The organism is Bacillus sp. SIMBA_008 (genome assembly GCF_046535495.1).
Lineage (GTDB): Bacteria > Bacillota > Bacilli > Bacillales > Bacillaceae > Bacillus > Bacillus subtilis.
Genome location: NZ_JAWRWL010000001.1, coordinates 922,097 through 947,587, shown reverse-complemented (window position 1 = coordinate 947,587; position 25,491 = coordinate 922,097). Strand labels below are relative to the sequence as shown.

Genomic DNA, 25,491 nt, shown 5'->3' with positions numbered 1-25,491 from the left:
TCATTTAAAAAGCACCCCAGCTTACAACACTTGAGAGTGAAACATGAGATCTCGTGTTATGTAACGGGTTTTGGAAAATAACCAAATCAGTCAGAACTTCTTTTACGATGACATTTTGAAGTGTATCTCCGTTGATCAAATTGACTTTTGAAACCGGTACGCCCAGCTCTTTTGCAAAAACAAGCTGGCGTCTGAGGTCAGATGGATTTCCTTCAGAAGACGATTGACGTATAAGCAGAATCAGCAAAAGCAAAATAAAATGCAGATCATCTTGGTTTTCTTCTCGATCCACTTGTTTCTCTAAATCCAAATCATCCCTCTCCCTTATCCTTATCTCTGTTTCACAATATGTGCGACTTCGATTTATGGTATAGGCTATGTCCACTCCATTAAAAAATCAGCATTTTCCTTAAATAGATGAAAAATAGATCAGGTACGGCGTTCGACTCATACCAAATAACAGCCGGAAGAATATGAATAACGTGAGTTCACTATCGAATAGGAGGTGTGTGTAATGAGCTCTGAAAATGCACAGTTAAAAAAGGATTTAATTAAAGCCGTTTTAAGCCCTTTATTTCCAACTGCAACAGAAGGAGGAGAAAATATGGATAGTAATCTTAAAGCCTTGCTTGATGCTGCCATCGATCAAAAAGTAGATGAAAGTGAAACGGTTACGGCAGAATCTATTTTAGACCCTTCTCTTCCGGCAAGATGGATTTTTGCCAGAATTACGCCAGGCACGACAATCAGCATTGTGACTGATTCAGGTGACATGATCGGACCGGTTGTTTTCGTTGCTTTCGATCAAGTTCACGGTATCGTCTTTGTAACACAGGAAAGCTCCGTCACTCCGGCAGGCCAAGCTACAACATTAATTGATGTAGACAAAGTAGAAAGCGTTACGTTCTTTTCATAACATCCGATGAAAGTCTTGTATATCCAGTCGGGATACGGAGGAATATACAGTTATTTTGATCGCTGGGCTGAAGAATGTTTTCAGAACACTCATACAGAGTATATGATTGCAGATAAACCTGAAGCAGAATCTTTGATGAAGATCGAAGCGTTTCAGCCGGACTTCACACTTATGATGGTTGGAGACCGCGTTCCTCACGACTGGCTGACCTGGTTAAAGGGTAAGGATATCCCCGTGTATGTTTGGCTGACCGAAGACCCATTTTATATGGATATCAGCCTTCAGGTAATTAAGCTTGCTGACGCCATATTAACGATAGAACAAAATGCAGCTCTCTACTATCAAGAGCTCGGCTACCAGAACGTCTATTATGTTCCGATACCAGTCAACCATCGGCTGTTTAAAAAAATGGGCACCGAACATTCCTATCATTCAAATCTGTTAATCATCGGCTATCCTTACCCTAATCGGGTTCAGCTTATGAAAGAAGCGGTCCATCTGCCATTGACGGTTCGGGTAATCGGCAAGGAATGGGGAAAATATCTGCCTAAAAAAGTGCTCAAACAGCCGCATATTGATGTCGTCAGCACATGGGTTCCACCCGAACAGGCCGTTCATTATTATAATGGGGCAGACATCGTAATTAATGCGCATCGTCCCTATCATTTTGCTTTCAACCAAAATACTATGCGCATCAAAAATGCCAGTTTTAATAACCGAACGTTTGATATCGCTGCATGCGAAGCATTTCAATTAACAGATTTACCCGCGGCGCATCCTTTTTCATCCTTTATTTCTTATCACGGCATGAACGACTTTAAGGAAAAAGCCGCTTTCTATATCAACCACCCTGAAGAACGGCAAAAAGCTGCAGCAGCCAATTATAAAGAGATCGTACCCGCATTTACGTTTGATGAGTTTCCTGCAAAACTAAAAGCGATTCATCTGGCGCTCTCATGAAAAATCGTTCATTGCTATGAACGATTTTTTTATTCATAGAAAAAAGCAGCCGCACAAGCTGCTTTCTTTTCTAGCCGTCAGAACGGTCTTTCAGCTTCCTCGGGTTCACCTGTTTATGAAGATCAGGCATTTCGCCGAGATGCTGTGCAATTTGTTCCCACGATACAATTTTGAAATTTTGATTGACGGCTTGTCCGTTATCGATATTTTCGCCGTCCTGCACCACAAAAATCCCGTACGGATATTTTGGGCCAAGTCCGAAACCGAGAACATCAATACCATCCGTGTCACTAGTACCGTCTATCTTCTCGCCATCTGTAATCTCAAAGTTGGCTACATAGCGATTTTTCCCCTGCCGTTCATACATTGCATAGCTGTTATTTCCTTGACTTGAAGCCATGAGATATCCTTTGCCATTTGGTGCATAATAGATTGTCAGTCCTTCAATATCAGCTGTCAAATGATCTCCTGTCGCACGGTCAACAACCTGCCCCTTTGATCCTCCGCCGGGCTCAGCTTTAAATTTCCAGATGGCCTCATCTTCCTCTGCTATGTATAGGTTTCCGTACTCATCATCCGCAACAAGGCCTTCGGTCTGAGAATTCAACTTAAATTCACGCACTTTTTTTCCTGTTACATAACCCTTTCCACCATCAACAATTTCATACTGCTCAAATTCCCCTTGTTTGCCTGTCACTAATGCGTAAAATGCTCCTGTTTTCTGGCTGTGATACAGGCCGAATCCATAAACCTCAGAAATATTGGTGGAAATAGGATGTTTCGGATCTGTAATGCTTTTCAATTTTCCTTTATCCCCGTCTATTGCATATACTTCAATTGTATTTTTTCCTTCGGACCGGTTGGATGCGGCAGCAATATCAATTTTTTCGCCGTTCAATGGAAAATCATAGCGCAGATCGACATTATTGAGCTTGCCAAACTCATAAGAATGAAGCTGTTTTCCGTCTAAATCATACACGACGAGCCCTGACTTCTTATTTGTCGTAATCAACTTGCTTTTTTCCGGGTGTTTTTCATGAACCCAAATGGCCGGGTCATCTGCTGCGTCATCGCCAGATGCGACCGGATCTGTCTCCGTGTGTGCAGTCACTTTGAAATGATGTTCCTCATTCACATAATGAGCCGACACCGAGGTTGCTGTCAGGCTAAGCAATAAACCCGCGGCAGTGCTTAGCAGCATTGTTTTTGAAACCTTCATTTGGTACCCTCCTCTTTTATCACTATCACTACTATTGTAAAATATATACAGGTGATTACCGTGAGGAAAATGAACCTTTTTTTATAGGGTTTCTGACTCATAAACAACTTTTCCCCAAAGAGGCACGTGAGATGGACTTTGCCAGGTTTGCTTTTGCGGAGCGAAATAAAAATATGTTGAATATTTAGTACATTGTTTATTTAGTTTTGTTGTTCCCTAGTTACGTCCGTTTTTCCATTTTCTATTAAAAAAGAACACTTTGTGACATGATCATTCCCCTAAATTTTGTTTTATTGGTTGCTTTCATTAATTCGATTACAAAGTTGAACATATGATGCATGGTAGAGAAACGAGAGTTGGAGGATAAGCCATGCCTAAACAGCAAACAGCAGAACTAAAACCATTTTTCCATAACAAAACAGTTTTAGTCACTGGCGGAACGGGTTCAATCGGGAGTCAAATTGTCAAACGCCTTTTGATGCTTACACCTAAACAGGTGATTGTATTCAGCAAAGACGACAGTAAACAGTATGTCATGAGCCAAAAGTATGCGGAGGATAAGCGGCTATTATTTGTACTTGGAGATGTACGCGATCACAGAAGGGTGAATCAGGTGATGAAAGGCGTCGATATCGTCTTTCACGCGGCTGCGCTGAAACAGGTTCCGACATGTGAGGACCATCCATTTGAAGCGATCCAGACCAATCTCATCGGCGGACAAAATGTGGTGGAAGCTGCCCTTTCACACCGAGTGCAGCATGTCATTAATATCAGTACAGATAAAGCTGTATCTCCTGTGAACACAATGGGTGCCACCAAGCTGTTATCTGAAAAGCTGTTTCATCAAGCAAACCGCCACGTCCAAAACAAAGGAACCTTGTTTTGTTCGGTCCGCTTTGGAAATGTTCTCGGTTCCAGAGGTTCGGTCATCCCCATATTATTTGAACAGATGATGGAGGGTGAACCTCTGACCATCACAGACAAAAACATGACCAGATTTTTCATGTCAATAGACGATGCAGCTACATTGACATTACAATCGGCTGCTATTACAAAAGGCGGAGAAACCTTTATTTTCAAAATGGAATCACTGAAACTTGAAGAACTGATTCATGGGTTTGAAGAATATGCATCGCAGCACGGGCTCCCGCGGCCGGCTGCAGTAGAAGTGGGCAAGCGTCCAGGTGAAAAGCTTCACGAAGAATTAACATCTCCACATGAAATTGAATCACTGTATGAATGGGGCAACCTTTATGCAATCCTTCCAGAGCCGGAAAAACATCCTGACTTTCGCAAAGTCAATCTGCCTGGGTATCAATCAGATCAAGCCCCGCTCATTACGAAAGAAAGAATTGCTCAGATTATTGAAGAATTGCATCAAGAGAAAAAGGCATAAAAACAAGCCTGTCTATCCATTAGGCAGGCCTGTTTTTAACATTTTATTTATTAAAGAGATGCAGATAGCTTTCGTATCCTTCTTCTTTCAGCTTATGTTTCGGAACAAACCGCAACGCTGCTGAATTTATGCAGTAACGAAGTCCGTTTGGCCCTGGTCCGTCATTAAATACGTGGCCAAGATGAGAATCAGCAGTTCGGCTTCTTACTTCTGTGCGAATCATGCCGTGGCTCGTGTCCAGTTTTTCTTCCACTTCTTCTTCTTCAATCGGCTTTGTAAAGCTTGGCCAGCCGCAGTGGGAATCAAATTTATCCTTGGATGTAAACAATGGCTTGCCTGACACAATGTCTACATACAACCCTTCTTCCTTATGATCCCAATATTCATTTTGAAATGGCGGCTCCGTGCCGTTATTTTGCGTTACTTCATATTGCATGCGATTTAATGACTTTATTTTTTCTTCTTTATTGTACGCCATTTATTTAGCCCCCCAATGCTCACTGATAAACCCCGCACGTCCGGAACCTGTCCGGTAGCGCTGATAATGTGCTGGATTCTTTTTATAAAAATGCTGATGGTAGCCTTCCGCTTCATAGAAAGGTTCAGCTTTTAAAATGTCCGTTACAATCGGATCTTTAAAGATGCCGCTTTCAGCCAGACGTTGCTTGGAAGCTTCCGCAAGCTCCTTTTGTTTATCATTATGATAAAAAATGGCTGCGCGATAGGAACTGCCGCGATCAGCAAACTGCCCCCCGGCATCTGTCGGATCGATTTGCTGCCAAAATAATTCAAGCAGTTTTTCATAAGGGAATACATCAGGATTAAACGTGATTTGAACGGCTTCACGATGTCCCGTCGTTTCACTGCACACCTCTTCATACGTAGGGTTTTCAGTATGGCCGCCTGTATACCCGGACACCACTTTTTCAATTCCCGGCTGTTCGTCAAAAGGTTTAACCATACACCAAAAACAGCCTCCTGCAAATGTGGCGATTTCTTTTTTTTCAGACATACTGGTGCCTCCTTTGTTAATACGTGGTATTATTATATTATAGCATGTAAAAATAGAATGAAAATGATTCTGCTTTTCAATAAAATCTATAGGTTTTAAGCAATATGCTTATGTAATGGAGGTTCACAAATTTGAAAGTAAGAACACAGATGATGTACGATATGGAAACTTTACTCCGTAAAGTCTTTAAACAAATACGCAATGAAATCAATGAAATTTTAGATAAAGAGCTGTCGCGGAATGAATTCACCATTCTTCGGATCCTCAGTGAACAAGGGCCTAAAAAAGTCACTGAATTTGCGCCTATTTTAGAGGTATCGGCAAGCCACATTACGGCTGTGACCGATGCGCTGGTAGAAAAGGAATGGATTACGAGAATCAGATCGAAGGAAGACAGACGCATCATCCGCATTCATATCACTGAAGCGGGCGAAAAAGTCCTTCAGCACTTTAACGAGAAAAAAACGGAATATTTCTTTAAACGCTTTGACTGCTACACTGATGCTGAACTTGCCACGTTAATCGAGCTCTTCAGCAAACTTGATAAAAAACGGTGAAAAAAAGCACATACCGATATATAGGTATGTGCTTTTCGCAGTGCTTCACTTATTTTTCAGTAAACAGCTTCATTGCTTTCCAGCGGCCATATCTATAATACAAAAATGCCGCGCAGCTGCTAAATAAAAAACTCATTCCGATTCCAAGCCCGATTCCTTTTTGTCCAAGCCAAGCTGAAAATAGAGCTGTGAAAGGATATCTCAACACCCAAAACGAGATCAAATTCAATACCAGAACCTGCAGCATCGCTCCCGCGGCCCTGACGATTCCGTTCAGCACAAAATTAATCCCAATAAAAGGGTAGAAAAACGCGATCCACTTCAAATATTGTTCACCAAATGCGACCGCATCGGGCTCACTGATAAATAACCTTATGAGATATTTACCAAATACCCAAATCATACCCGCAATCACCAGCATGCAGGAAATAACAGCTATCACACCTAGCCTTGCAATTGTTCCCACTCTTTTTTCGTTTCCGATTCCAATATTTTGCCCTGCCATACTATTGACGGCCGTACCGGCAGCCATTGCTGGAAGCGTGATGATACTATCAAGCCGCTGCACCGCGCCAAAGCCTGATACCACGTGATCCCCGTATGAGTTAACAACACTCATAATCGCCATCATACCGCCTGTAATCACCATCATCTGCAGACCTGCCGGAATCCCGAGTTTCAAAATCAGCGCGGACTCTTCCCACTTGGGCATTCTCGGAATTGAGAATGGCACAAGCTTGTGTTTGACCACATAAAACAACCCATACAAAAACGCAATGCCCTGTGACAAAATCGTTGAATAAGCCGCTCCCGCTATTCCCATGCGGAACACAGAAATAAAGAGCGGCGCAAGCACTGTATTCAGTACAACAGCAAACGCAATAAACCGGAGAGGTGTCTTGCTGTCGCCCAGCGCACGAAGCACAGTACTGATAAAGTTATAACCAAACAAAAATAAAATGCCGATAAATTGAATCTGTAAATACGTCTCAGCAAGCGGTATCATTGACTCCGGCGTTTTTAGAAGACGCAGCAAAAGCTCTGAGAGAAAAAAACCGGCCGCGCCGAATCCGATGCTTAGGCCTGTTAATAAAACAACAAAAGCGTTAATATACGACGCCATTCCTTTTACATCATCTTTTCCTTTTTGCTGAGATAAAATGGTTAACGTCGCATTGTTAAGGCCCAAAATAAAAGACAGCACGGTCAAAACAATCGTGCTTGATACCGCGGCTGCCCCAAGGGCCTTTGCCCCCAGTAAATTGCCGATCCACAAGCTGTCTATAAATTGAAAGGAAACCTGCAATGCGTTTCCGAGCATAATAGGCATTGAAAACAGTACAAGCTGTTTCAGCACGTTCCCCTGTGTAAAATCGTATGCTTTCATCTTTTCTCCTTGTGTTCTCAAATTTTCTTCGGACCGCACGAAAAAAGAGACGTTGTTTCATGTCTCTTTTTTCATGACTTATCGGTTTTTTTTCGGTCTCGCATACCGAATGTAAACACCATCACACTTAGGAACAAGGCACAATAGGAAACATTCAAATACATTTGATCCATGTCTTCAGCAGCCAGATGATGATAAGCAAGCCAGCCGAAGTACAGGGAAAATGTAAAGGATAATAAACTGAAATACTGGTAAATCCGTTTCATTTTCAGTCACCTCTATTGCTTAGGATGGTAATAGGAAAACTCAATTTCATCTTTTTCTAAATTTATCTTATCCGCTTTGACATACATTCCATTCGTTAAAGGCATTTCTGACAAACGCACTTCAATGCTTTTATCTCCGGGGTGAACATGGACAAATGACGGCAATTCATAAAAGCTGTCCATATAATTTAACACAAAGCTAATTGGTATACTCAATTTCCCTAACGAAAATTTCGTGACATTCAGCTCTACATCACCGTTTTTTTTCACAGTCGGCTCAAAAGCGATAAACGCATCAATAGACGTGGAAAATGCCTTGATTTTCCCTGCGACATGAACATCATCATCAATCTCTACTTTATAATCAAGCTTGTTTGATGCTTTGTCGTTTAAATATGAGTTAACAAACGCAGCTAATGATTCTTTTGTGCTTGTCACTTGAAATCCATACTCGCTCTCAGATGAATCCTTCACCTGAGCCTGTTCCCCCGGGAGCAAAACAAGTGCCACAAACCCGGCGGCGAGGATAAAATTGATTGCAAGCAATATAAAAAACAGTCGCTTCCACTTATTCATGCTGTCACCCTACTCTTTCGGTAATCCTTCTTTTTTAATGGCTTGATAGACGCGCTTTGCGATAAGAGAATAACCCGTACCATTAGGATGAAAATCATCTTCCTCAGAAATTCGGCTGCTGTCACTTTTTTGATTGAACAAATCTTCGATATGAACGACTTTTGCATGTTTATCTTTTTTCAGCTCTTTTTCAGCAATATGGTTCCAATCCGTGACGACACCATTTATTTCATTTAGTTCTGATAATGTAAACGTAAACGGATTGTACATGCTGACATAAATCAGCTCAGCGTGATCATTCAGCTCGCGAATTTCAGAAATGATTTTTTCAAAGCGCTTTTCGTACGGTTTTTCCGCTTCCTGAAACGGTTCAACGGTTAATTGCAGAAAGTTTTGGCGAAGGATTTTCATCAAATCATTACCGCCAATTGTAAAAAAGACATAATCTGCGTCCTTTATGCCTTTTTGAACCTTTTTATCTTTTAGTTTTTCTAATAAATCATCCGAACGGTTCCCTTTTACGGCATAATTTTTCACGTCGACCGTTTTGACTTGTTTATCTGACCGGATAGAATCCGCCACCTTGCCGACATATCCCTTTCCGTCGGGATCTCCGACTCCTTCTGTCAGCGAATCTCCGACAGCCGCTATGACAATGTGTTCTTTTGTTTTCGTTTCATGGGCTTTTTGTTTTCCCTCAGATGATGTACGTATGCTCGTACACGCAGTAAGAAGCAAAATCAAACTGGCCATGATTGAAAAAATGCGCAGCTTCAATCTTGTTGCTCCTTCCCATTCTACTAGTGGAAAGTGTATCATGTTTTAGAAGATTTGCAAATGCCTAGTCTCTTAGCTTACTTGAGTGTACTGGCTGACTTCACATCGGAAATGATATCATCGTACGGTGTATTCTCCACTCCATTGTAATCTTTCAGCACCTTACCGTCCGGACCTACCAAATAAAAAGAAGATTGATGAATCACTTGGTCCTCTCCCTCCGGCTTCTTTACGATCGCTTTAAAGCTCTTAAGTGCGAACTCCTCAATCTCACTCTGGCTGTATCCCGTGAGAAAATCCCAGTTATCAAAAGATAATGGATAATTTGCGGCAAATTTCTTCAGCTGTTTCGGCTTATCGTTTTCTGGATCAACACTAAATGATATGATGCGGACATCTATATTTTCGGCTTTCAATTTTTTTTGCAGATCGGTCATATGAGCGGTCATTGGCGGACATATAGTTTCACAATTGGTAAAAATAAAATCCGCCAGCCATACTTCTCCTTTTAAACTCTCTAAAGAAACGTTCTTGCCGTCTTGGTTTTGAAATGTAAAAGGCTCCACCTCGTAATTGAGCGGATCTTTAATCTGCTGTCCTCCGCATGCACACAAAAACAGAAAAATCAGCCCAGCCGTTAACCCCTTGATAACCTTCATGACATCCACCCTTTCCAGCCAGCATAAAAACGCTTTCTAAAACCGTCCTTACTGTCCCATGTTTGTATTCGATACTGAGCAAAAAAAATCCTGCATGCCTCCCATTAACGATTACAAAGGAGGGCATGCAGGTAAAAAACAGCATGTTACGCGTTGTGCTTTAACACCTCTTGATGAAAAACAGCCTGATAATCTGCCCACTTCATCCGGCGCTTCATATAATGTCGGAAAGAATACACTTTTGCCCTGCTGTTTGATGAAAACACTTCTTTTAAGTAGAATTGCAAATGGTGATGTAACATAAAGAAATAGTGCTCATCTTCCTTTAATACAGGTATTTCTGTCACTTTCACCTGAATCCCGTCATCGCGTTTGAACTCTAGGCTTTTGAGTAACAAGCTATCAATCCTCTTTTTTGTTTTTCTTCTATTATATATGATGCCAGCCGGGCTGTCTGTCATTTTGCGCGGTTGTGTAAAAAAATTAGATTAGCAAATGGAACAAGTCCTCATCCTTGTTCACCTCTACATAATGAAACGGTTTTTTGTTCATCCGTTCAATCAGCGGCCCATAATCGGCTTTGTTCTGCAGCTCGATGCCGACAAGAGCAGGTCCGTTGCTTTTATTATTTTTCTTCGTATATTCAAATCTTGTAATGTCATCATTCGGTCCGAGGACTTCGTCAAGAAATTCGCGGAGCGCCCCCGCTCTTTGCGGAAAGTTGACGATAAAATAATGCTGAAGACCTTCAAAAATTAAGGAACGCTCCTTCATTTCCTGCATTCTTCCGATATCGTTATTGCCCCCGCTTACCACACACACCACGTTTTTCCCTTTAATTTCATCCTTGTACAAATCAAGCGCTGCGACAGAAAGAGCTCCAGCCGGTTCAGCAACAACCGCACATTCGTTATATAATTCAAGAATGGATGTACATACTTTTCCTTCAGGCACAAGGAGAATGTCATCAACGACAGTTTCCAGCGTCCGGAAGGTTTCCTCGCCAATTTTTTTAACAGCCGCACCATCTACAAACTTATCAATTTTATCAAGTGTGACGACATGCCCAGCTTTGTTTGATTCAAAGTAGGCTGCCGCTCCCGCCGGCTCAACAGCAATTACCTTTGTATCAGGAGACACGTTTTTCAAATATGTACCTACCCCAGAGAGAAGGCCGCCGCCTCCGACACTTGCAAAAAGAAAATGCGGTTCTGTATCAATGTCGTTTAAAATCTCGACTGCGAGCGTTCCCTGTCCGGCCATCACATCCGGATCATCGAACGGATGGATAAACGTCCGAGATTCCGCCTCACAGCATTCAGCAGCGCTTTTATACGCGTCGTCAAACGTATCGCCTGTCAAAATAATATCGATAAATCCTTTTCCGAATAGTTCAACTTGAGATACTTTTTGTCTCGGTGTAGTAGACGGCATAAAAATTTTCCCGTGAATGCCAAGATGTTTACACGAAAATGCCACACCTTGAGCGTGGTTTCCGGCACTTGCACACACAACTCCGTTCTCTGTCTGCTCGCTGGAAAGCTGTTTCATTTTATGATAAGCCCCTCTGAGCTTAAAAGATCTGACAACTTGCAAGTCTTCGCGTTTTAAATAGATATTGCATTCATATCTCTCAGAAAGTCTGTCATTCCTCTGCAAAGGTGTGTGAATGACAACGTCCTTTACGTTTTGGTGAGCCTTCAAAATGTCTTTCACTTGGATGAGAGAGTTTTCTTTAAGCAACGGTTTCATGTACAGATTCCTTTCTTGTTTTAAATCCCTATTTAATATGCCATTATAACATGAATATTCAAAAAATAAGACAATTATTTTTATTTAATTATTAAAAAAATACAGGCTATGTCCACCACATCTTGTGGTAACTTCTGTTCAACCATTATCCTGCAGAGTCAAGAAAAAAGATGATCGTAAAATAAAGGGTGTTTTCAACCAAAAGGCATGATATAATGAAACCAATTAGAACCAAAAGGAGCCAATTGATGAATAGTGCACCAAAACTCAATACATTTCAACATCTAATCGGAGAACATCAAACTTTCCTGGAAGCGAAGCGAATCGCCAAGCAGTTCTCGTTATCGGAGCTTCCTGTCTTAATAACAGGAAAAATCGGAACAGGCAAAAATCACTTCGCACATGCCATACACTTGGAATCTTCGAGAAGCAATGAACCGTTTATAAGCGTCAATTGCAGCACCCATTCGGAAGAAACCCTTATTCATGAGCTTTTTGGCCCTAACGGAAACACAGGTGTTTTTCAAAAAGCGGTACGAGGAACCCTTTTTCTTGATGATGTATGGCGCATGCCTGCTTCTGTACAAGCTCAGCTGTTAAAAGCGCTTGATTCAGACACGGAGAAACCGCGAATGATCTGTGCTTCTGCAGACCGATCCGTGGAACATACATTCAGGCAAGACTTATTCTACAGACTGAACATTTTAACGCTCACACTGCCCGAATTATCGGAACGAAAAAGCGATATTCCGCTTTTGACACAGCATTTTCTCTCAAATTCCGGTCAGCAATTGTTAATCGATCCCTCCGTTTTTCCCGTGCTTGAGAAGCATGCATTTGAAGGCAATGTCAGGGAATTAAAAAACGCTGCAGATTATATGGCGGCAGTATCAAGCGGGGGAACGATTCAGCCATATGACCTGCCGCCGTATATTAGAGGCACGATAGACGGAAAAACGTCGAAGAAAAAAGCGAAGCTGCTGACTTTAATGGAAAAAGCTGAGTTTTTGTTTATTTTGGAAACAATAAAAGTATTGAACGAAAAAGGAGAACCTGCCAGCAGACGGATCATTTCTGAACACAGCAAAAATACCCAAACCTCGTTAACTCCTCAGCAGGTCAGGAGCCGTCTCGACTATTTGGAGAAAAAAGATTATGTCACCAAAAGCCGCGGACGCGCAGGCACAAAAATTACCTTTGAGGGCTTGAGCTTTATAGAGACGTTAAAAAATCAAATGATCTAGCGATCGAAAGGAGAATGCACTTGTTTACAATCAAAGAAGAGATCGCCAATGCGATTACACACGGCATCGGTGTCCTCTTATCCATCCCAGCATTAGTGTTTCTAATCATATTTGCGGCTAATTACGGGTCTGCATGGGACATTGTCAGCTTTACAATATTCGGTGTCTCTATGCTGCTGTTATATTTGAGCTCCACCCTGCTTCACAGCATTACACATAAAAAAACGAAGGACATTTTGGAGATTATTGATCATAGCGCAATTTACGTACTCATCGCCGGAACCTACACGCCTTTTTTGCTTGGGCCGCTGAAAGGCACACTCGGCTTTACCCTGTTGGTTATCGTATGGTCACTTGCCCTAGGCGGAATCGTTTTTAAAATTTTCTTTGTGAAACGGTTTATCCTATTGTCAACCTTCGTGTATTTAGTCATGGGGTGGCTGATGATTATTGCAGTTAAACCTTTATATGCTTCACTGAGCGGAGCGGGATTCAGCCTCCTTTTTCTCGGCGGCATTTTATACTCTGTCGGAACCATCTTTTACATTTGGAAAAAGATCCCCTTCCATCACGCCATTTGGCACAGCTTTGTATTGGGCGGGAGCGCTGCCATGTTTTTCTGCGTGCTCTTCTATTGTGTAAAGGTGCCGTTCCTTTCGTAACAGTAACAGAAAAGCGCAGACTTCACGACTGCGCTTTTTTTATGCACGTAATTGTTTTTCATTGGCAGGTATATAAGCTTTTGAAAAGGACAATTCAATGTCTGCCGGTTTTAAGCGTTTAAAAAACGAGCCCGTTTGCATGTTATCTGTTCCTTTCGTTTCCACCATCACCAACGGAAGATGATAGCGGGCCGCAAGTTCTTCAGGATCAATAGAACCATCTAGTGAAAGAATCAGGCTTTGTCCCTTTTCCAGCTGTTTTGTCACATCTTCATATACCTTTTCTGAATCACCGTCTGAAATCACATCCATCCGATCCAGCCATTGCCCGATAAAAGGCAAGCGGAACACTTTTGGGTTGGCGATAAAGCCGGCCGGTTCCTCAATATATCCAGCAATTAGGGCCAGTTCAGCCAAACGCAAACGGGGATGCACATACAAAACAGGACCGTGTGGTATTGGCTCTGGCTGATGGATCGTCACAACTGAACCGGAGATGCCGATACAGCCTTCCAAAAACGCCTTTGGCTGTTCGTACACAAGAGTCATCTGTTTTTTGTATGACAGACGGGGATCGAGCATTGTTTGATTAAATAATTGTTTCATATTTTTTAACAGCATGTACACAATATAAACCACTAGAAAGCTGTAGCGAACCAATTAAAATCCTCCCGCTTTAGAAGAATTCTTTTTTTCATACATTAGAAATTCGTAATCATACGGGTTTTTTTCGTCTTTGATCCCCTGCTCAGAAGAAACCAGTTTCCAATTGGATTCATCAAATTCAGGGAAGTGACGGTCACCCTCAAACTCGTGATGAATTTTCGTCATATACAGTCTGTCCGCATAAGGGAAAAGGTCCGTATAGAGCTGAGCCCCTCCGATCACAAAGCATTCTTCAGGGCCTGAACAAATGTCCAGTACATCCTTTAATGAACCGACAACCGTGCATCCCGGAAATTCTGAAGCCGGCGCTGAGGTAACGACAATATTTTTCCGATTTGGAAGCGGACGTCCGATCGATTCAAATGTTTTTCGGCCCATAATGATTGAATGGCCCGATGTTACTTTCTTAAAGTATGCAAGATCATTGGGCAAATGCCACGGCAAATCATTGTCTTTGCCGATAAGCCTGTTGGCATCCATCGCAAAAATGAATGAAATCATACGCTGACCGCCCCTTTTTGCTCTAAAACATGTCTGCATAAATCCTTATACTGTTTCATTTTTTTCATCCTTTAAAAGTAGTCTTCTAGTAGTGTAACACAATAAAAAATCATTTCTGAACCCAGAAATGATTTTTTTATAGTCAGCTGACGACAGGCTTTTCATCCTGTTCTTTTTCTTCATCTTGCAGATCCTGATGCGTATGGGCAATTCTGCTCGCCGCTGCTGCAGCAAGAGCTGCCACAATATCATCCAAAAAGGTGTGAATACCGTCTGGACTTTCATCAAGTTCCTTAATAATTCCAATCTTCTCTTTATCCAAATAACCGAAATTGGTCAAACCGATCGACCCGTACACATTAACGATTGAAAGCGGGATAATTTCATCTATGCCGTAAAGCGGTTCATCCGTTTCAACAAGGTGCTGCAGCGGTTCGGGGAGAAGCTTCTGTTCTGCAAGCTGATCGAGTGCAAGGCCTGTCAAAACAGCATGAATAATTTCACGTTTGTTCAGGACTCTTTCTACATTCTCCATGCAAACACTGAGCGGCAGATTTGGATTGTATTTTTCCTGAAGTTTTTGAACAATCCGTGCAATATCTTCTATCATAACGCCCCGTTTGTTCAGCATATCCTTTGTTATATCGACCATTTCATTCATTGTGTACTTTTTCATGTCTAATGGCATCTCCTTTAGGCACTCATCCAGTTGGGAGGCGTGTTGCGGTCCCAGTAAATGCTCCCAAGCTCATGATGTGATTGAAATCCATCTTCTGCTGTATGATAATGAAAATTAAACCAGTAGCCGTCATGAGGCGGGTGGTCTCTTCGCACATGGAATCTGAGAAGATCTTCTCCAGTTGTCCGATTATAAACGTTGAAAATTTTTTCCGTTTTGCCCGCTGAAGGCATGCTTGAGATCACAACATCTTGGTACGCCTCATCATCTTGCAATGTCGCTAAATAATCACTAATCACATTTTCGATTTTTGGCAGGATCTCTTTCCGATAGTCATCCTCAATGACAGGAGCGATTCTGCTGCCGAATTTTAAAAAGGACTGATCCTCAGCGCTGTCAAGGAGCTGTTCCTTGTACGATTGAAAAAGCAGTTCAGGATCTCGCCTGTCATCCGACTCATCATCGTACAGGTCATGCTCATCATAAAAAGCGGTGTAATCATTCTGCTCAAGACTGCTCGGCTGTCCGGAAGGCTTGTCCGCCATAAGGGCAGCCGGAGGAGATACGAGCCCGAACGTTACAATGGTAAATAAAACCACAAGGGTCTTTCTCATCCACAATTTCATGACTGCTTATTCCTCTCTATTTTATTGTCATGTTTCTCTTATTTTAGCACATCCAAAACATGCAAGTCATGTACTATATGAAACTGATATGCAAATTAGGAGATTCGTTGCTATGCACTTTGTGTAAAAACGCTTACAATATTCCATGAAAGGAGGCTTTCCGCATGATTGACGCTCTGTTTGCCACAGTTTCACTCTTAACATTATTATACTTTGTCGTCATGGAGGTCACCGATTAACAGAAAGCCCGTGATATGAATCACGGGCTTGTTTGAATGACGCCATAATGGAACAGTGCTGTTTTTCTTTTCATGACGTTAAAACCAAACTGTTCAAACCGCGGACTTTTCCAGTGGTCTTTTAGCATAACGCTTTTTCTGGCGACTCGTACCGCTTCATTGATACATCCTTCGTGTAAAACTGAATCCTCTGCCAAATCACGTAAAGGCGCGATGCCGTCAGAGGTCTCTACAGGTTCATGAAACATTGGATCGAAATAAACCACATCAACAGAGTTGTCAGGAAGCTGTTTGATGTATTCTAAGCAATCACCATTCTTCACCTGGATTCTTCTCATCGCAGCTTGAAGCTCTTCTATACCCGTTTCCCATGAATGCAGCCCCGTCCTCACTAAAACAGACACAAGATGGTTTTTTTCAATCCCAACAACAGAACCCGTTTCGCCTACTGCCATACTTGCGATAATGGCATCTGACCCCAACCCGAGTGTGCAATCTAAAAACGTATCCCCTTCAGATAAGCCGGCAGCCCGAAGCATAGGTTCTTTCTCCCCCTGTAAGAAGCGTTTGGCTCTGAACATCGCTGTATTCGGATGAAAAAAGAATTTGGCACCTTGTTTCGTATACAGCTCAAACCGCTCTTTGCCGACCACAAGCAAATCACGTTCAGCTGATTTCAGCAGGTGCTCAACCGTTTGTTTATTCCGGCCGCAGTATGGCATATTTAGCTCTTTAGAAAGCTGCTTTGCAGTTTTTATGGTGTGTTCAGACGGTCTATAGCTTGTTGTTATCATCTTCTGTACTCCCAAAAAGAAAATGCCCGGAGAACGGGCATTTAGCAGTGCGCATCGAAGGCAGCAGTCAGATTTTTCATGATTTCTTCCATATCGTGTCCTTCAATTTCATGACGCGGAATAAAATGTACGACTTCTTTGCCTTTCAAAAGAGCCATTGATGGTGAAGAAGGCTCCTGGCCAGTAAAATACTCACGCATTTTCGCAGTAGCTTCTTTATCTTGGCCCGCAAATACAGTCACCGTATTGTCAGGTGTTTTGTCATTCTGGAGGACTGCCTGTGTAGCCGCAGGACGCGCAAGGCCTGCCGCGCAGCCGCATACAGAGTTAACGACTACAAGAGTTGTGCCCTCTGCCTTTTCCATAAAGTTTTCTACTTCTTCCACTGTTGTTAACTCTTCAAAACCTGCTCCAGTCAGCTCGCGGCGCATCGGTACGACAAGCTGGCGCATGTATTCTTCATAAGCCATTGACATAAAAAAAGCCCCCTCTAGTATCCTTCATCTGAAGTAAAGGATACTATAGAGAGGGCCGGATTTCAAATGTTCACGCCTTAAAATAAAAGAAAGTGTCCCCAGCTATCTAGATTTTCATAATACCGCCGGTGTTGGCACTTGTCACAAGTTTAGAATAACGTGCCAGGTAGCCGGTTTTCACTTTCGGTTCAAAACCTTTCCAGTTCGCTTTTCGTTTTTCCCACTCTTCTTCTGGCACTTGTACATCCAAGATGCGTTTTTCAATATCAACGATAATATGGTCTCCGTTTTCAACAAAGGCAAGCGGCCCGCCCTCAGCGGCCTCAGGTGATACGTGGCCGATTGAGAGGCCACGGGAGGCTCCGGAAAAACGTCCGTCCGTAATCAATGCCACTTTTGGCCCGAGTCCCATTCCAACGATTTGGGATGTTGGCGCCAGCATTTCCGGCATGCCAGGTCCGCCTTTTGGCCCTTCGTATCTGATGATGACAACGTCGCCTTCTTTTACTTTTCGGTTGATAATGCCGTCAAGCGCCTCGTCCTGAGAATCGAATACGACAGCCGGCCCTTCGTGTCTTGTAATCCCATTCTGTACGCCGCCTGTTTTAATGATAGCGCCGTCCGGAGCTAGATTACCGAATAAAACAGCAAGGCCTCCCTTTTCAGTGAATGGTTGATCCAGCGGGTGAATGACGTCATAATCCTTTACTTCATGTCCGGCAATGGTTTCTCCAAGAGTTTTTCCTGTAACAGTCAGCGCATCTAAATGAAGCGCTCCTTCTTTCTTCGAAAGCTCATTCAGAGCCGCTGAAACGCCGCCCGCTTCGTGAAGATCTTCAATAAACACATCCGATGCAGGCGCCAGCTTAGCCAAGTGCGGCACGCGCTCAGCGACTTCGTTAATGCGTTCTAAAGAGTATTCAACGCCGGCTTCGTTTGCAAGGGCAAGGGTATGAAGAACGGTATTTGTAGAACCTCCGAGCGCCATATCGAGTGCAAACGCGTTATCAATCGCTTTTACTGTAACAATATCACGCGGTTTGATATCTTTGCGAATCGTTTCCATTAATTGCGCAGCCGATTTTCTCACAAACTCTTTGCGTTCCGGAGATGTTGCCAGAATGGTTCCATTACCCGGCAAAGCAAGACCAAGTGCTTCTGACAGACAGTTCATTGAGTTCGCCGTAAACATGCCTGAGCAAGACCCGCACGTTGGGCATCCGAACTGCTCTAGTTCTTGAAGCTCGTTTTCGTTGATTTTCCCTGCTTGGTAGGCGCCTACCCCTTCGAATACTGAGGAAAGGGAGATTTTTCGCCCGTCACTTGTTCTTCCTGCCGCCATCGGTCCGCCGCTGACAAAAATCGTCGGAATGTTGATGCGCATTGCCGCCATAAGCATTCCCGGTGTGATTTTGTCGCAGTTCGGAATACAGACCATTCCGTCAAACCAGTGTGCGGATACAACCGTTTCCACAGAGTCTGCGATAATTTCACGGCTTGGCAGCGAATATCTCATACCGATATGCCCCATTGCGATGCCATCATCTACCCCAATGGTATTAAATTCAAACGGAACGCCCCCTGCTTCTCTGATTGCTTCTTTTACGATTTTCCCAAACTCCTGCAAGTGAACATGACCGGGAACGATATCAATGTATGAATTACACACCGCAATAAACGGCTTGCCGAAATCCTCTTCTTTTACCCCTGCTGCACGAAGCAAACTGCGGTGCGGAGCTCTATCGATTCCTTGTGTGATCATATTACTGCGTAATTCTGCCATGGTGATCCTCCTAAATTCTTTCAATTGTTTGATTGGATTTTATTTTGACAATTTTCAGTTTATTTATGGGCTGTTTTTGCAAATAAGATAAATACAGGCCGCCCTCACCTTGTTTTGTTCTTTCGTGTTTTTATATTTATATAGCTTTCTTTCGATTTGAACCCTCCAACTATTAATATTGTTACTTACTATAAATAGTTTTCGGATATTTTTCAACAATATTCGAAATAATTTTTATAAAAAGTGAATTCACATAAAAAAGGTGCATGATCTGCACCTTTTTTATCTTTATTCGCCTTTTTTTCTGCTTTCCGTCATTTGTTTCCAAACAGAACCTTTTGCTTCTTCTCCATGCTCAATACGTTCAAGCGCCATTTTGACTTGAAGGCTGACCTCAAATTCGGGGTCATCTTCGGCAGCGCGCAAAGCTTCAATTGCACTTTCATCGCCGACTTCGTACAGGAACATGGCGGCACGCCAGCGAACAAGCTTGCTGGAGTCGCTTAATGACTTGATCATAGCAGGAATGGCTTGAGGATCGCCGATATCAGACAGGCAGTCTCCGGCCGTTCTTCTGACTGATACAGCTTTGTCCTCAAGTGCTTTATACAATAGAGGAAGAACATCAGGTGTTTCAATCATTCCTAAGTACACAACAGCCTGTCTTCTGATGGACACCTTTGGATCATCCAATGCCTTCTGTAAAACCGGGATATCCTCTTCTTTCGGATCCATCTGTTCCAAGTGTGCATAACGCTTTTTCCAGTCCTCATCATCCAGCATATCAAGCGTTACTTTATACGCTTTGCGCTGTACAGCTTGTTTTGCTTCGCCCTTTCCTTGAGCGGCTGCTTCAGTCAGTCGTTTCAGCCGTTCATCACTGTATGCCGCTTGAAGCTCTTCTGTCACATCATGGCCGATTTCATCAAAGTCACCGAATCTGACACCTTGTTCTTTCCAAGCCCGCTCAAACACAACATTGGAAGCTTCAGATCTAAGTTTTAAGATCGCCTGCTGAAAGCGTTCAGGTAAGCCGAAGCGTTCTTCCCGCTCTCCATCGGTTAATTTAACTTGCATAGGAATGCCGCTGAACATCTGCACAAAAACTTTTACCTCTCCAAAAGATTCTTGATCAGAACGATTTTCTTCTGCGCTTTCAGCACTTTCCATCCCAAATGCAGTGCGGACTTGCGGTAAAATGTCTTTCCAGTCGTATCTTGCATTCCGTTCAACAGCAAGAAAATCTGCGACGTGATATACCCCTTTAACTCCATCTATTTTAAGGATTTCCGCTATAACAAGCGGTGCACCTTCTGCTTGCTCAGGTTTATAGTTATTGCTTTTGCCCGCCGGAAGCTCTTCCGTTAAGATGACTTTCATTGTATTCGGGCTTGGTGTAGGTTCAATTGATTTTATCTTCATGATCGTCCTCCTATAGCATATCTGTGACTTATTCTATCATAGTCGCTCCAAGCCTTCTATTACGACGTTTCGGCATCAATCCCGGGTATGTCTTTTTCTAATTGGCGGACAAATTGAAGCATAAAATTGTGTCTTTCTTCTGCCAGTTCCCGTGCAGTGTCTGTATTCATCATATCTTTCAGCCGCAGCAGCTTATGAAAAAAATGAGCGTAGGCGCTTTGATCATCTCCATAAAGGCTATGCCCGTTTGCGCCCGCAAACATGAAAGCTCTCGCAATGCCGACAGCACCAATCGCATCAAGTCTGTCAGCATCCTGTACGGCTTTTCCCTCAATTGAGAGCGGCTCCTTCGCCAGCTTTTCCCTGTCTCGAAAGGACATCCTTGTTATAATATGAATCACCCTGTCAGCATTCTCTTTTCCTACTCCGAAAAAAACGAGCTGATCATATACTTCGCTCACAGAAAGCCTGACCGTGTCAGGCAGCTTCACATCAATTAAATCATGAACCAAAGCCGCCGTTTCAACAATGAACAAATCCGCTTTTTCCTTTTCTCCAATATACGCTGCAAGATCTGCTACTCTTGATACATGATGCCAGTCATGTCCAGAGCTTTCGTCAGTCAGGATAGATTGAACCCATGCCCTGATTTGCTCTGCCTGCTTCAATTCCTTCACAAAAACACCCTCTTTTTATTGCTCTAATAGCTTCACGATATCGTTTTCCAGCTCTTTCGGATTTGTATTTGGTGAATAACGGCCAACGATTTCTCCATTTCTATCCACTATAAATTTCGTGAAATTCCACTTGATCGCCTTAGTTCCCAGCATCCCTTTCGCATGTTCTGTCAAATACACAAACAGCGGGTGGGCGTTTTTCCCGTTTACATCCACTTTTGAAAACATAGGAAATGTAACACCGTAATTTGTTTCACAAAATTCCTGTATGTCAGCCTCTTCGCCAGGCTCTTGGTTCATGAATTGATTGCAGGGGAACCCTAAGATCTCCAGCCCCTCCTGCTGATATGTATCATATAATTCCTGCAGCTGCTTTAATTGGGGAGTAAAACCGCACTTACTTGCTGTATTCACGATCATCAATACCTTTCCCGCGAAAGGCTGAAGTGTCATGTCTTTCCCTGTGATTGTACGTACCTTCATATGATAAATAGACATGTAAGTCCCTCCTATGTCCTTGGTGCTGATTATTTTACCTTTTTTAAATCGCAATTCAAAATGTAAACATCAATTAAGAACTCATAAGAAACCTAACGATATGAGCGTCAGTTCATTATCAATTCATATGGCTCGTTTTTTATCTTATCATTCTATAAAACATTACAATTCCCTCTGACATCTTTGAAAATCATTTTACTGTGAAACCAAAAGGCGTGTCAGTGCGTTTTATTTAAAGAGTTTTCTGTTGTTTCCCCCTCAACACGTATAGATAGATTGAAAATTGGCGTGAAAATTCCTATAATGAAGAAAATTAAACGGGGAAATAATGGAGGTGGCACGTTGCCTATTAATATACCAACACACCTGCCGGCAAAACAGGTGCTTGAAAGTGAACATATATTTGTAATGGATGAAAGCAGAGCATTTCATCAGGATATCCGGCCGCAAAAAATTATTATATTAAATTTGATGCCGAAAAAAATCCAAACAGAGACTCAGCTTCTCAGATTGCTTGGAAATTCGCCTTTACAGGTTCATTTCACATTTTTAATCCCAAGCACACACACGCCGAAAAATACTGCGAGAGAACACCTTGACGAATTTTACACGACTTTTTCCAATATCCGTCACAAGAGGTTTGACGGCATGATTATCACCGGTGCGCCGATCGAGCATTTGGCGTTTGAAGAGGTTTCATATTGGGAAGAGCTCAAGGAAATCATGGAGTGGAGCAAAACAAATGTCACTTCAACCTTGCATATTTGCTGGGGTGCTCAAGCAGGTTTGTACTACCATTACGGTGTGGAAAAAATTCAAATGCCGAAAAAAATCTTCGGTGTGTTCGAACATACCGTTCTTTCAAAACACGAAAGATTGGTAAGAGGTTTTGACGAGCTATACTACGTGCCGCATTCCCGGCATACAGATATAAATATGGAACAGCTTCAAGCAGTGCCCGAGTTAAACATTCTTACCGCATCAAAGGAAGCCGGGGTGTGCTTAATTGTGTCCAAAGACGAAAAACAAGTCTTTTTGACAGGGCACCCTGAATATGATACAAATACGCTTCTGCAAGAGTATGAAAGAGATTTGGAACGAAACCTTTCTACTGTCGAGGAGCCTAAACATTATTTTGCAAAAGGCAGCAACGAGCCAGTGAATCGCTGGAAAGCGCATGCCACATTATTGTTTATGAATTGGCTGAATTATTACGTTTACCAAGAAACTCCTTATGAATGGGACTAATTTTTCTTTTTTTAGTGATACGCTGAGCAAAAAATATGATAAAATACATCTGATTCAGTCTGCGTATAACAAAAATTTAAAATACTGGAATCCAAATCATTTAAAATTAGCTTAACTTTTTCACTGCATTAATAATTCGATTATGTATTTGTGTTATGTTTATGTATAGACAATAACTCCTTACGATGCATGAAGCTTGCTTGTTGTTGATTACATTGAGGTGAATTTACTTGAATACCAATAAAAGAGTATTAATTTTGACTGCAAATTACGGAAATGGACATGTGCAGGTAGCCAAAACACTTTATGAACAATGTGTACGGCTCGGCTTTCAGCATGTAACAGTTTCTAATTTGTACCAAGAGTCAAATCCGATTGTTTCAGAGGTAACTCAATACCTTTATTTAAAAAGCTTCTCAATCGGGAAACAGTTTTATCGTTTGTTTTATTACGGAGTTGACAAAATCTATAATAAACGTAAATTCAATATTTACTTTAAAATGGGTAATAAAAGATTGGGCGAACTTGTCGATGAACATCAGCCCGATATTATTATTAATACATTTCCGATGATCGTCGTGCCGGAATACAGACGCCGAACTGGAAGAGTCATTCCTACCTTCAACGTTATGACTGATTTTTGTCTTCATAAAATTTGGGTTCACGAAAACGTGGATAAATATTATGTGGCGACAGATTACGTGAAGGAAAAACTGCTGGAGATCGGCACTCATCCAAGCAACGTAAAAATCACAGGAATTCCAATCAGGCCGCAATTTGAAGAATCCATGCCGGTTGGCCCGATATATAAAAAGTACAATCTTTCACCAAACAAAAAAGTGCTTCTGATCATGGCAGGTGCTCACGGTGTATTAAAGAACGTAAAAGAGCTGTGCGAAAACCTTGTCAAGGATGACCAAGTGCAAGTGGTTGTCGTGTGCGGGAAAAATACGGCTTTAAAAGAATCTTTGAGTGCGCTTGAGGCGGAAAATGGTGACAAATTAAAAGTTCTGGGCTATGTGGAGCGCATTGATGAGCTATTTCGGATCACAGATTGCATGATTACCAAGCCCGGCGGCATTACTTTGACAGAAGCCACAGCCATTGGAGTGCCTGTCATTCTGTACAAACCCGTGCCTGGCCAGGAAAAAGAAAATGCAAACTTCTTTGAAGACCGCGGAGCTGCCATCGTTGTGAACCGTCATGAAGAGATTCTCGAGTCAGTCACTTCCCTTCTTGCAGATGAAGATACCTTGCATCGCATGAAGAAAAACATTAAGGACCTTCATTTAGCAAACTCCTCTGAAGTGATTTTAGAGGATATCCTGAAGGAATCAGAAATGATGACTGCCAAACAAAAAGCCAAAGCACTATCTTAATGGCGTACTTGAGAGCATACGAAAATCGTGTGCTCTTTTTATTTATATTCAGCCATTAATAAAAGCGGTTACATTTTTTTATGAAACTTGCCCTTCTTTTGAAAAATAAGCCGTTTCGAAACTTGACGGGTGCTCCCAGATGGTGTATAGTTGAACCATCATTTAACAATGAATCAAAGTTAGATGATGACAAAATTTTTTTTAGCACATGGGTGCTACAGTACTAGGAGGAATTAAGCAATATGCAAAACGGTAAAGTAAAATGGTTCAACAACGAAAAAGGATTCGGCTTCATTGAAGTTGAAGGCGGAGACGATGTATTTGTTCACTTCACAGCTATCGAAGGAGATGGATACAAATCATTAGAAGAAGGACAAGAAGTTTCTTTTGAAATTGTCGAAGGTAATCGTGGACCTCAAGCTTCTAATGTTGTAAAACTCTAAACTCAATACATGATGATGAGATGACAAATAGAGGAGAGGCATTCGCCTCTCCTATTTGATTTTCATCTGGATTTCAATCGCCAAAATGTTTTGTTTACACCTCTGTTCAATCTCTTCAACATACTTTTCCATTGATGGTTTTCCTTTTTTCGCGATATCCGCCAGTTCTTCTAAATCACTGTATATTTCTATAAATGTTTTGTGAAGGATCAACTTCAAGTCTTTATCATCCATAGCTGCGTTCCCCTTCTCTATCAAGATACCTCAAATAGTAAAACAGTCCTATTTATTCTGGTTCAATAGTTATATCGGCTTATTTTTATTTTCTTTTCTATTTTGGTACATAAATTTCAAAAAAACTCTGCAAAATAATGGCGGAGGTGTTTTTTGTGACTTCAGAATTTCATAATGAGGATCAGACTGGCTTTACGGATAAGCGGCGGCTGGAACTAGCGGTGGAAACAGCGCAGAAAACAACAGGAGCCGCGACGAGAGGCCAAAGCAAAACATTAGTCGACTCTGCATACCAAGCCATTGAGGATGCTAGAGAACTGTCACAATCTGAAGAGCTGGCAGCTCTCGATGATCCTGAATTTGTAAAGCAGCAACAGCAGCTGCTAGATGACAGCGAGCATCAGCTGGATGAATTCAAAGAATAAAAACCGCAGCTTCTGCGG

General features: G+C 42.2%; 33 protein-coding genes. 11 read left to right on the top strand and 22 right to left on the bottom strand.

Annotated features, from left to right (window positions below; all coding sequences use genetic code 11):
* Positions 1-4: 4 nt before the first annotated feature.
* A complete protein-coding gene (gene cgeC, locus SB658_RS05230; protein ID WP_129092477.1) occupies positions 5-310 on the bottom strand; it encodes a spore maturation protein CgeC in 306 nt (101 codons plus the stop codon).
* Positions 311-514: 204 nt separating this feature from the next.
* Between cgeC and cgeA the strand changes: the two genes are divergently transcribed.
* On the top strand, positions 515-916 hold the full coding sequence (gene cgeA / locus SB658_RS05225; protein ID WP_003230824.1) for a spore crust protein CgeA: 402 nt from the start codon (positions 515-517) through the stop codon (positions 914-916).
* A gap of 6 nt (positions 917-922) precedes the next feature.
* The gene (gene cgeB, locus SB658_RS05220) at positions 923-1,876 is read left to right on the top strand and encodes a spore maturation protein CgeB (protein ID WP_410601271.1); all 954 of its coding nucleotides are present in this window, start codon (positions 923-925) and stop codon (positions 1,874-1,876) included.
* Positions 1,877-1,946: 70 nt separating this feature from the next.
* Here the strand turns inward: cgeB and SB658_RS05215 are convergent, their stop codons facing one another.
* Positions 1,947-3,095 carry a phytase gene (locus SB658_RS05215; RefSeq protein ID WP_129092478.1) on the bottom strand — a complete coding sequence of 383 codons (1,149 nt, stop codon included), beginning with the start codon at positions 3,093-3,095 and terminating at the stop codon, positions 1,947-1,949.
* Positions 3,096-3,465: 370 nt separating this feature from the next.
* Between SB658_RS05215 and SB658_RS05210 the strand changes: the two genes are divergently transcribed.
* The gene (locus tag SB658_RS05210) at positions 3,466-4,491 is read left to right on the top strand and encodes an SDR family NAD(P)-dependent oxidoreductase (RefSeq protein WP_003230816.1); all 1,026 of its coding nucleotides are present in this window, start codon (positions 3,466-3,468) and stop codon (positions 4,489-4,491) included.
* 43 nt (positions 4,492-4,534) lie between these two features.
* Here SB658_RS05210 and msrB read toward each other — a convergent pair whose 3' ends face one another.
* On the bottom strand, positions 4,535-4,969 hold the full coding sequence (gene msrB / locus SB658_RS05205) for a peptide-methionine (R)-S-oxide reductase MsrB (protein WP_014480061.1): 435 nt from the start codon (positions 4,967-4,969) through the stop codon (positions 4,535-4,537).
* Positions 4,970-5,503: a peptide-methionine (S)-S-oxide reductase MsrA gene (gene msrA, locus SB658_RS05200; RefSeq protein WP_014477117.1), complete on the bottom strand. Its 534-nt coding sequence runs from the start codon at positions 5,501-5,503 to the stop codon at positions 4,970-4,972.
* 131 nt (positions 5,504-5,634) lie between these two features.
* Here msrA and SB658_RS05195 point away from each other — a divergent pair, with 131 nt between their 5' ends.
* Positions 5,635-6,060 carry a MarR family transcriptional regulator gene (locus tag SB658_RS05195; RefSeq protein WP_004398634.1) on the top strand — a complete coding sequence of 142 codons (426 nt, stop codon included), beginning with the start codon at positions 5,635-5,637 and terminating at the stop codon, positions 6,058-6,060.
* A 49-nt stretch (positions 6,061-6,109) separates the two neighbouring features.
* Here SB658_RS05195 and SB658_RS05190 read toward each other — a convergent pair whose 3' ends face one another.
* From SB658_RS05190 to ilvA, 7 genes are all read right to left on the bottom strand, one after another.
* On the bottom strand, positions 6,110-7,447 hold the full coding sequence (locus SB658_RS05190) for an MATE family efflux transporter (protein ID WP_015714124.1): 1,338 nt from the start codon (positions 7,445-7,447) through the stop codon (positions 6,110-6,112).
* 71 nt (positions 7,448-7,518) lie between these two features.
* On the bottom strand, positions 7,519-7,713 hold the full coding sequence (ypmT, locus tag SB658_RS05185; protein WP_003230808.1) for a protein YpmT: 195 nt from the start codon (positions 7,711-7,713) through the stop codon (positions 7,519-7,521).
* A 12-nt stretch (positions 7,714-7,725) separates the two neighbouring features.
* Positions 7,726-8,289, bottom strand: a complete 564-nt coding sequence (locus tag SB658_RS05180) for a YpmS family protein (protein WP_015251867.1) — start codon at positions 8,287-8,289, stop codon at positions 7,726-7,728.
* A gap of 9 nt (positions 8,290-8,298) precedes the next feature.
* On the bottom strand, positions 8,299-9,066 hold the full coding sequence (locus SB658_RS05175) for an SGNH/GDSL hydrolase family protein (protein WP_015714125.1): 768 nt from the start codon (positions 9,064-9,066) through the stop codon (positions 8,299-8,301).
* Between the two features lie 77 nt (positions 9,067-9,143).
* Positions 9,144-9,725, bottom strand: coding sequence for a cytochrome c oxidase assembly accessory protein ScuA (gene scuA / locus SB658_RS05170; protein ID WP_003245947.1), 582 nt, complete (start codon positions 9,723-9,725; stop codon positions 9,144-9,146).
* Positions 9,726-9,871: 146 nt separating this feature from the next.
* Complete coding sequence (locus SB658_RS05165) at positions 9,872-10,123, bottom strand: DUF2535 family protein (RefSeq protein WP_014480066.1); 252 nt, start codon at positions 10,121-10,123, stop codon at positions 9,872-9,874.
* 85 nt (positions 10,124-10,208) lie between these two features.
* A complete protein-coding gene (gene ilvA / locus SB658_RS05160; protein ID WP_015714126.1) occupies positions 10,209-11,477 on the bottom strand; it encodes a threonine ammonia-lyase IlvA in 1,269 nt (422 codons plus the stop codon).
* Between the two features lie 248 nt (positions 11,478-11,725).
* Between ilvA and SB658_RS05155 the strand changes: the two genes are divergently transcribed.
* The gene (locus SB658_RS05155; RefSeq protein ID WP_004399025.1) at positions 11,726-12,721 is read left to right on the top strand and encodes a sigma 54-interacting transcriptional regulator; all 996 of its coding nucleotides are present in this window, start codon (positions 11,726-11,728) and stop codon (positions 12,719-12,721) included.
* Between the two features lie 20 nt (positions 12,722-12,741).
* Entirely contained in the window at positions 12,742-13,383 is a 642-nt protein-coding gene (gene trhA / locus SB658_RS05150) for a PAQR family membrane homeostasis protein TrhA (protein ID WP_004398522.1), read from the top strand.
* Between the two features lie 39 nt (positions 13,384-13,422).
* Here trhA and SB658_RS05145 read toward each other — a convergent pair whose 3' ends face one another.
* The 10 genes from SB658_RS05145 to SB658_RS05100 all read right to left on the bottom strand — a co-directional run bounded on the left by SB658_RS05145 (position 13,423) and on the right by SB658_RS05100 (position 21,744).
* On the bottom strand, positions 13,423-14,043 hold the full coding sequence (locus SB658_RS05145; protein ID WP_015714127.1) for a lysophospholipid acyltransferase family protein: 621 nt from the start codon (positions 14,041-14,043) through the stop codon (positions 13,423-13,425).
* Positions 14,044-14,550, bottom strand: coding sequence for a dihydrofolate reductase DfrA (gene dfrA, locus SB658_RS05140; protein WP_015714128.1), 507 nt, complete (start codon positions 14,548-14,550; stop codon positions 14,044-14,046).
* A 142-nt stretch (positions 14,551-14,692) separates the two neighbouring features.
* A complete protein-coding gene (locus SB658_RS05135; RefSeq protein ID WP_087961595.1) occupies positions 14,693-15,226 on the bottom strand; it encodes a phosphatidylglycerophosphatase A family protein in 534 nt (177 codons plus the stop codon).
* Between the two features lie 17 nt (positions 15,227-15,243).
* The gene (locus tag SB658_RS05130) at positions 15,244-15,855 is read right to left on the bottom strand and encodes a YpjP family protein (RefSeq protein ID WP_009967559.1); all 612 of its coding nucleotides are present in this window, start codon (positions 15,853-15,855) and stop codon (positions 15,244-15,246) included.
* A gap of 259 nt (positions 15,856-16,114) precedes the next feature.
* Positions 16,115-16,888: a class I SAM-dependent methyltransferase gene (locus tag SB658_RS05125; RefSeq protein ID WP_128422287.1), complete on the bottom strand. Its 774-nt coding sequence runs from the start codon at positions 16,886-16,888 to the stop codon at positions 16,115-16,117.
* A 41-nt stretch (positions 16,889-16,929) separates the two neighbouring features.
* The gene (gene brxA, locus SB658_RS05120; protein WP_041053139.1) at positions 16,930-17,364 is read right to left on the bottom strand and encodes a bacilliredoxin BrxA; all 435 of its coding nucleotides are present in this window, start codon (positions 17,362-17,364) and stop codon (positions 16,930-16,932) included.
* Between the two features lie 106 nt (positions 17,365-17,470).
* On the bottom strand, positions 17,471-19,147 hold the full coding sequence (ilvD, locus tag SB658_RS05115; protein ID WP_009967560.1) for a dihydroxy-acid dehydratase: 1,677 nt from the start codon (positions 19,145-19,147) through the stop codon (positions 17,471-17,473).
* A 288-nt stretch (positions 19,148-19,435) separates the two neighbouring features.
* Positions 19,436-20,569, bottom strand: a complete 1,134-nt coding sequence (locus SB658_RS05110) for a conserved virulence factor C family protein (protein ID WP_004398677.1) — start codon at positions 20,567-20,569, stop codon at positions 19,436-19,438.
* A gap of 59 nt (positions 20,570-20,628) precedes the next feature.
* Positions 20,629-21,246, bottom strand: a complete 618-nt coding sequence (gene hdhQ / locus SB658_RS05105; RefSeq protein ID WP_015251859.1) for an Mn(2+)-dependent (deoxy)ribonucleoside pyrophosphohydrolase — start codon at positions 21,244-21,246, stop codon at positions 20,629-20,631.
* A 15-nt stretch (positions 21,247-21,261) separates the two neighbouring features.
* Positions 21,262-21,744: a glutathione peroxidase gene (locus SB658_RS05100; RefSeq protein ID WP_015251858.1), complete on the bottom strand. Its 483-nt coding sequence runs from the start codon at positions 21,742-21,744 to the stop codon at positions 21,262-21,264.
* Positions 21,745-22,086: 342 nt separating this feature from the next.
* Here SB658_RS05100 and metA point away from each other — a divergent pair, with 342 nt between their 5' ends.
* The 4 genes from metA (at position 22,087) to cspD (ending at position 24,814) form a co-directional block, all read left to right on the top strand.
* Positions 22,087-22,992, top strand: a complete 906-nt coding sequence (gene metA / locus SB658_RS05095) for a homoserine O-acetyltransferase MetA (RefSeq protein ID WP_015714134.1) — start codon at positions 22,087-22,089, stop codon at positions 22,990-22,992.
* A 230-nt stretch (positions 22,993-23,222) separates the two neighbouring features.
* On the top strand, positions 23,223-24,371 hold the full coding sequence (locus tag SB658_RS05090; RefSeq protein ID WP_015483359.1) for a diglucosyl diacylglycerol synthase: 1,149 nt from the start codon (positions 23,223-23,225) through the stop codon (positions 24,369-24,371).
* 80 nt (positions 24,372-24,451) lie between these two features.
* Positions 24,452-24,598, top strand: coding sequence for a hypothetical protein (locus SB658_RS05085; RefSeq protein WP_123373170.1), 147 nt, complete (start codon positions 24,452-24,454; stop codon positions 24,596-24,598).
* A 15-nt stretch (positions 24,599-24,613) separates the two neighbouring features.
* The gene (gene cspD, locus SB658_RS05080) at positions 24,614-24,814 is read left to right on the top strand and encodes a cold-shock protein CspD (protein WP_003230776.1); all 201 of its coding nucleotides are present in this window, start codon (positions 24,614-24,616) and stop codon (positions 24,812-24,814) included.
* A gap of 51 nt (positions 24,815-24,865) precedes the next feature.
* Here cspD and degR read toward each other — a convergent pair whose 3' ends face one another.
* Positions 24,866-25,048 carry a transcriptional regulator DegR gene (gene degR / locus SB658_RS05075; RefSeq protein ID WP_003230774.1) on the bottom strand — a complete coding sequence of 61 codons (183 nt, stop codon included), beginning with the start codon at positions 25,046-25,048 and terminating at the stop codon, positions 24,866-24,868.
* A 155-nt stretch (positions 25,049-25,203) separates the two neighbouring features.
* Between degR and SB658_RS05070 the strand changes: the two genes are divergently transcribed.
* Positions 25,204-25,473, top strand: coding sequence for a DUF2564 family protein (locus tag SB658_RS05070; RefSeq protein ID WP_015251856.1), 270 nt, complete (start codon positions 25,204-25,206; stop codon positions 25,471-25,473).
* Positions 25,474-25,491: the final 18 nt, after the last annotated feature.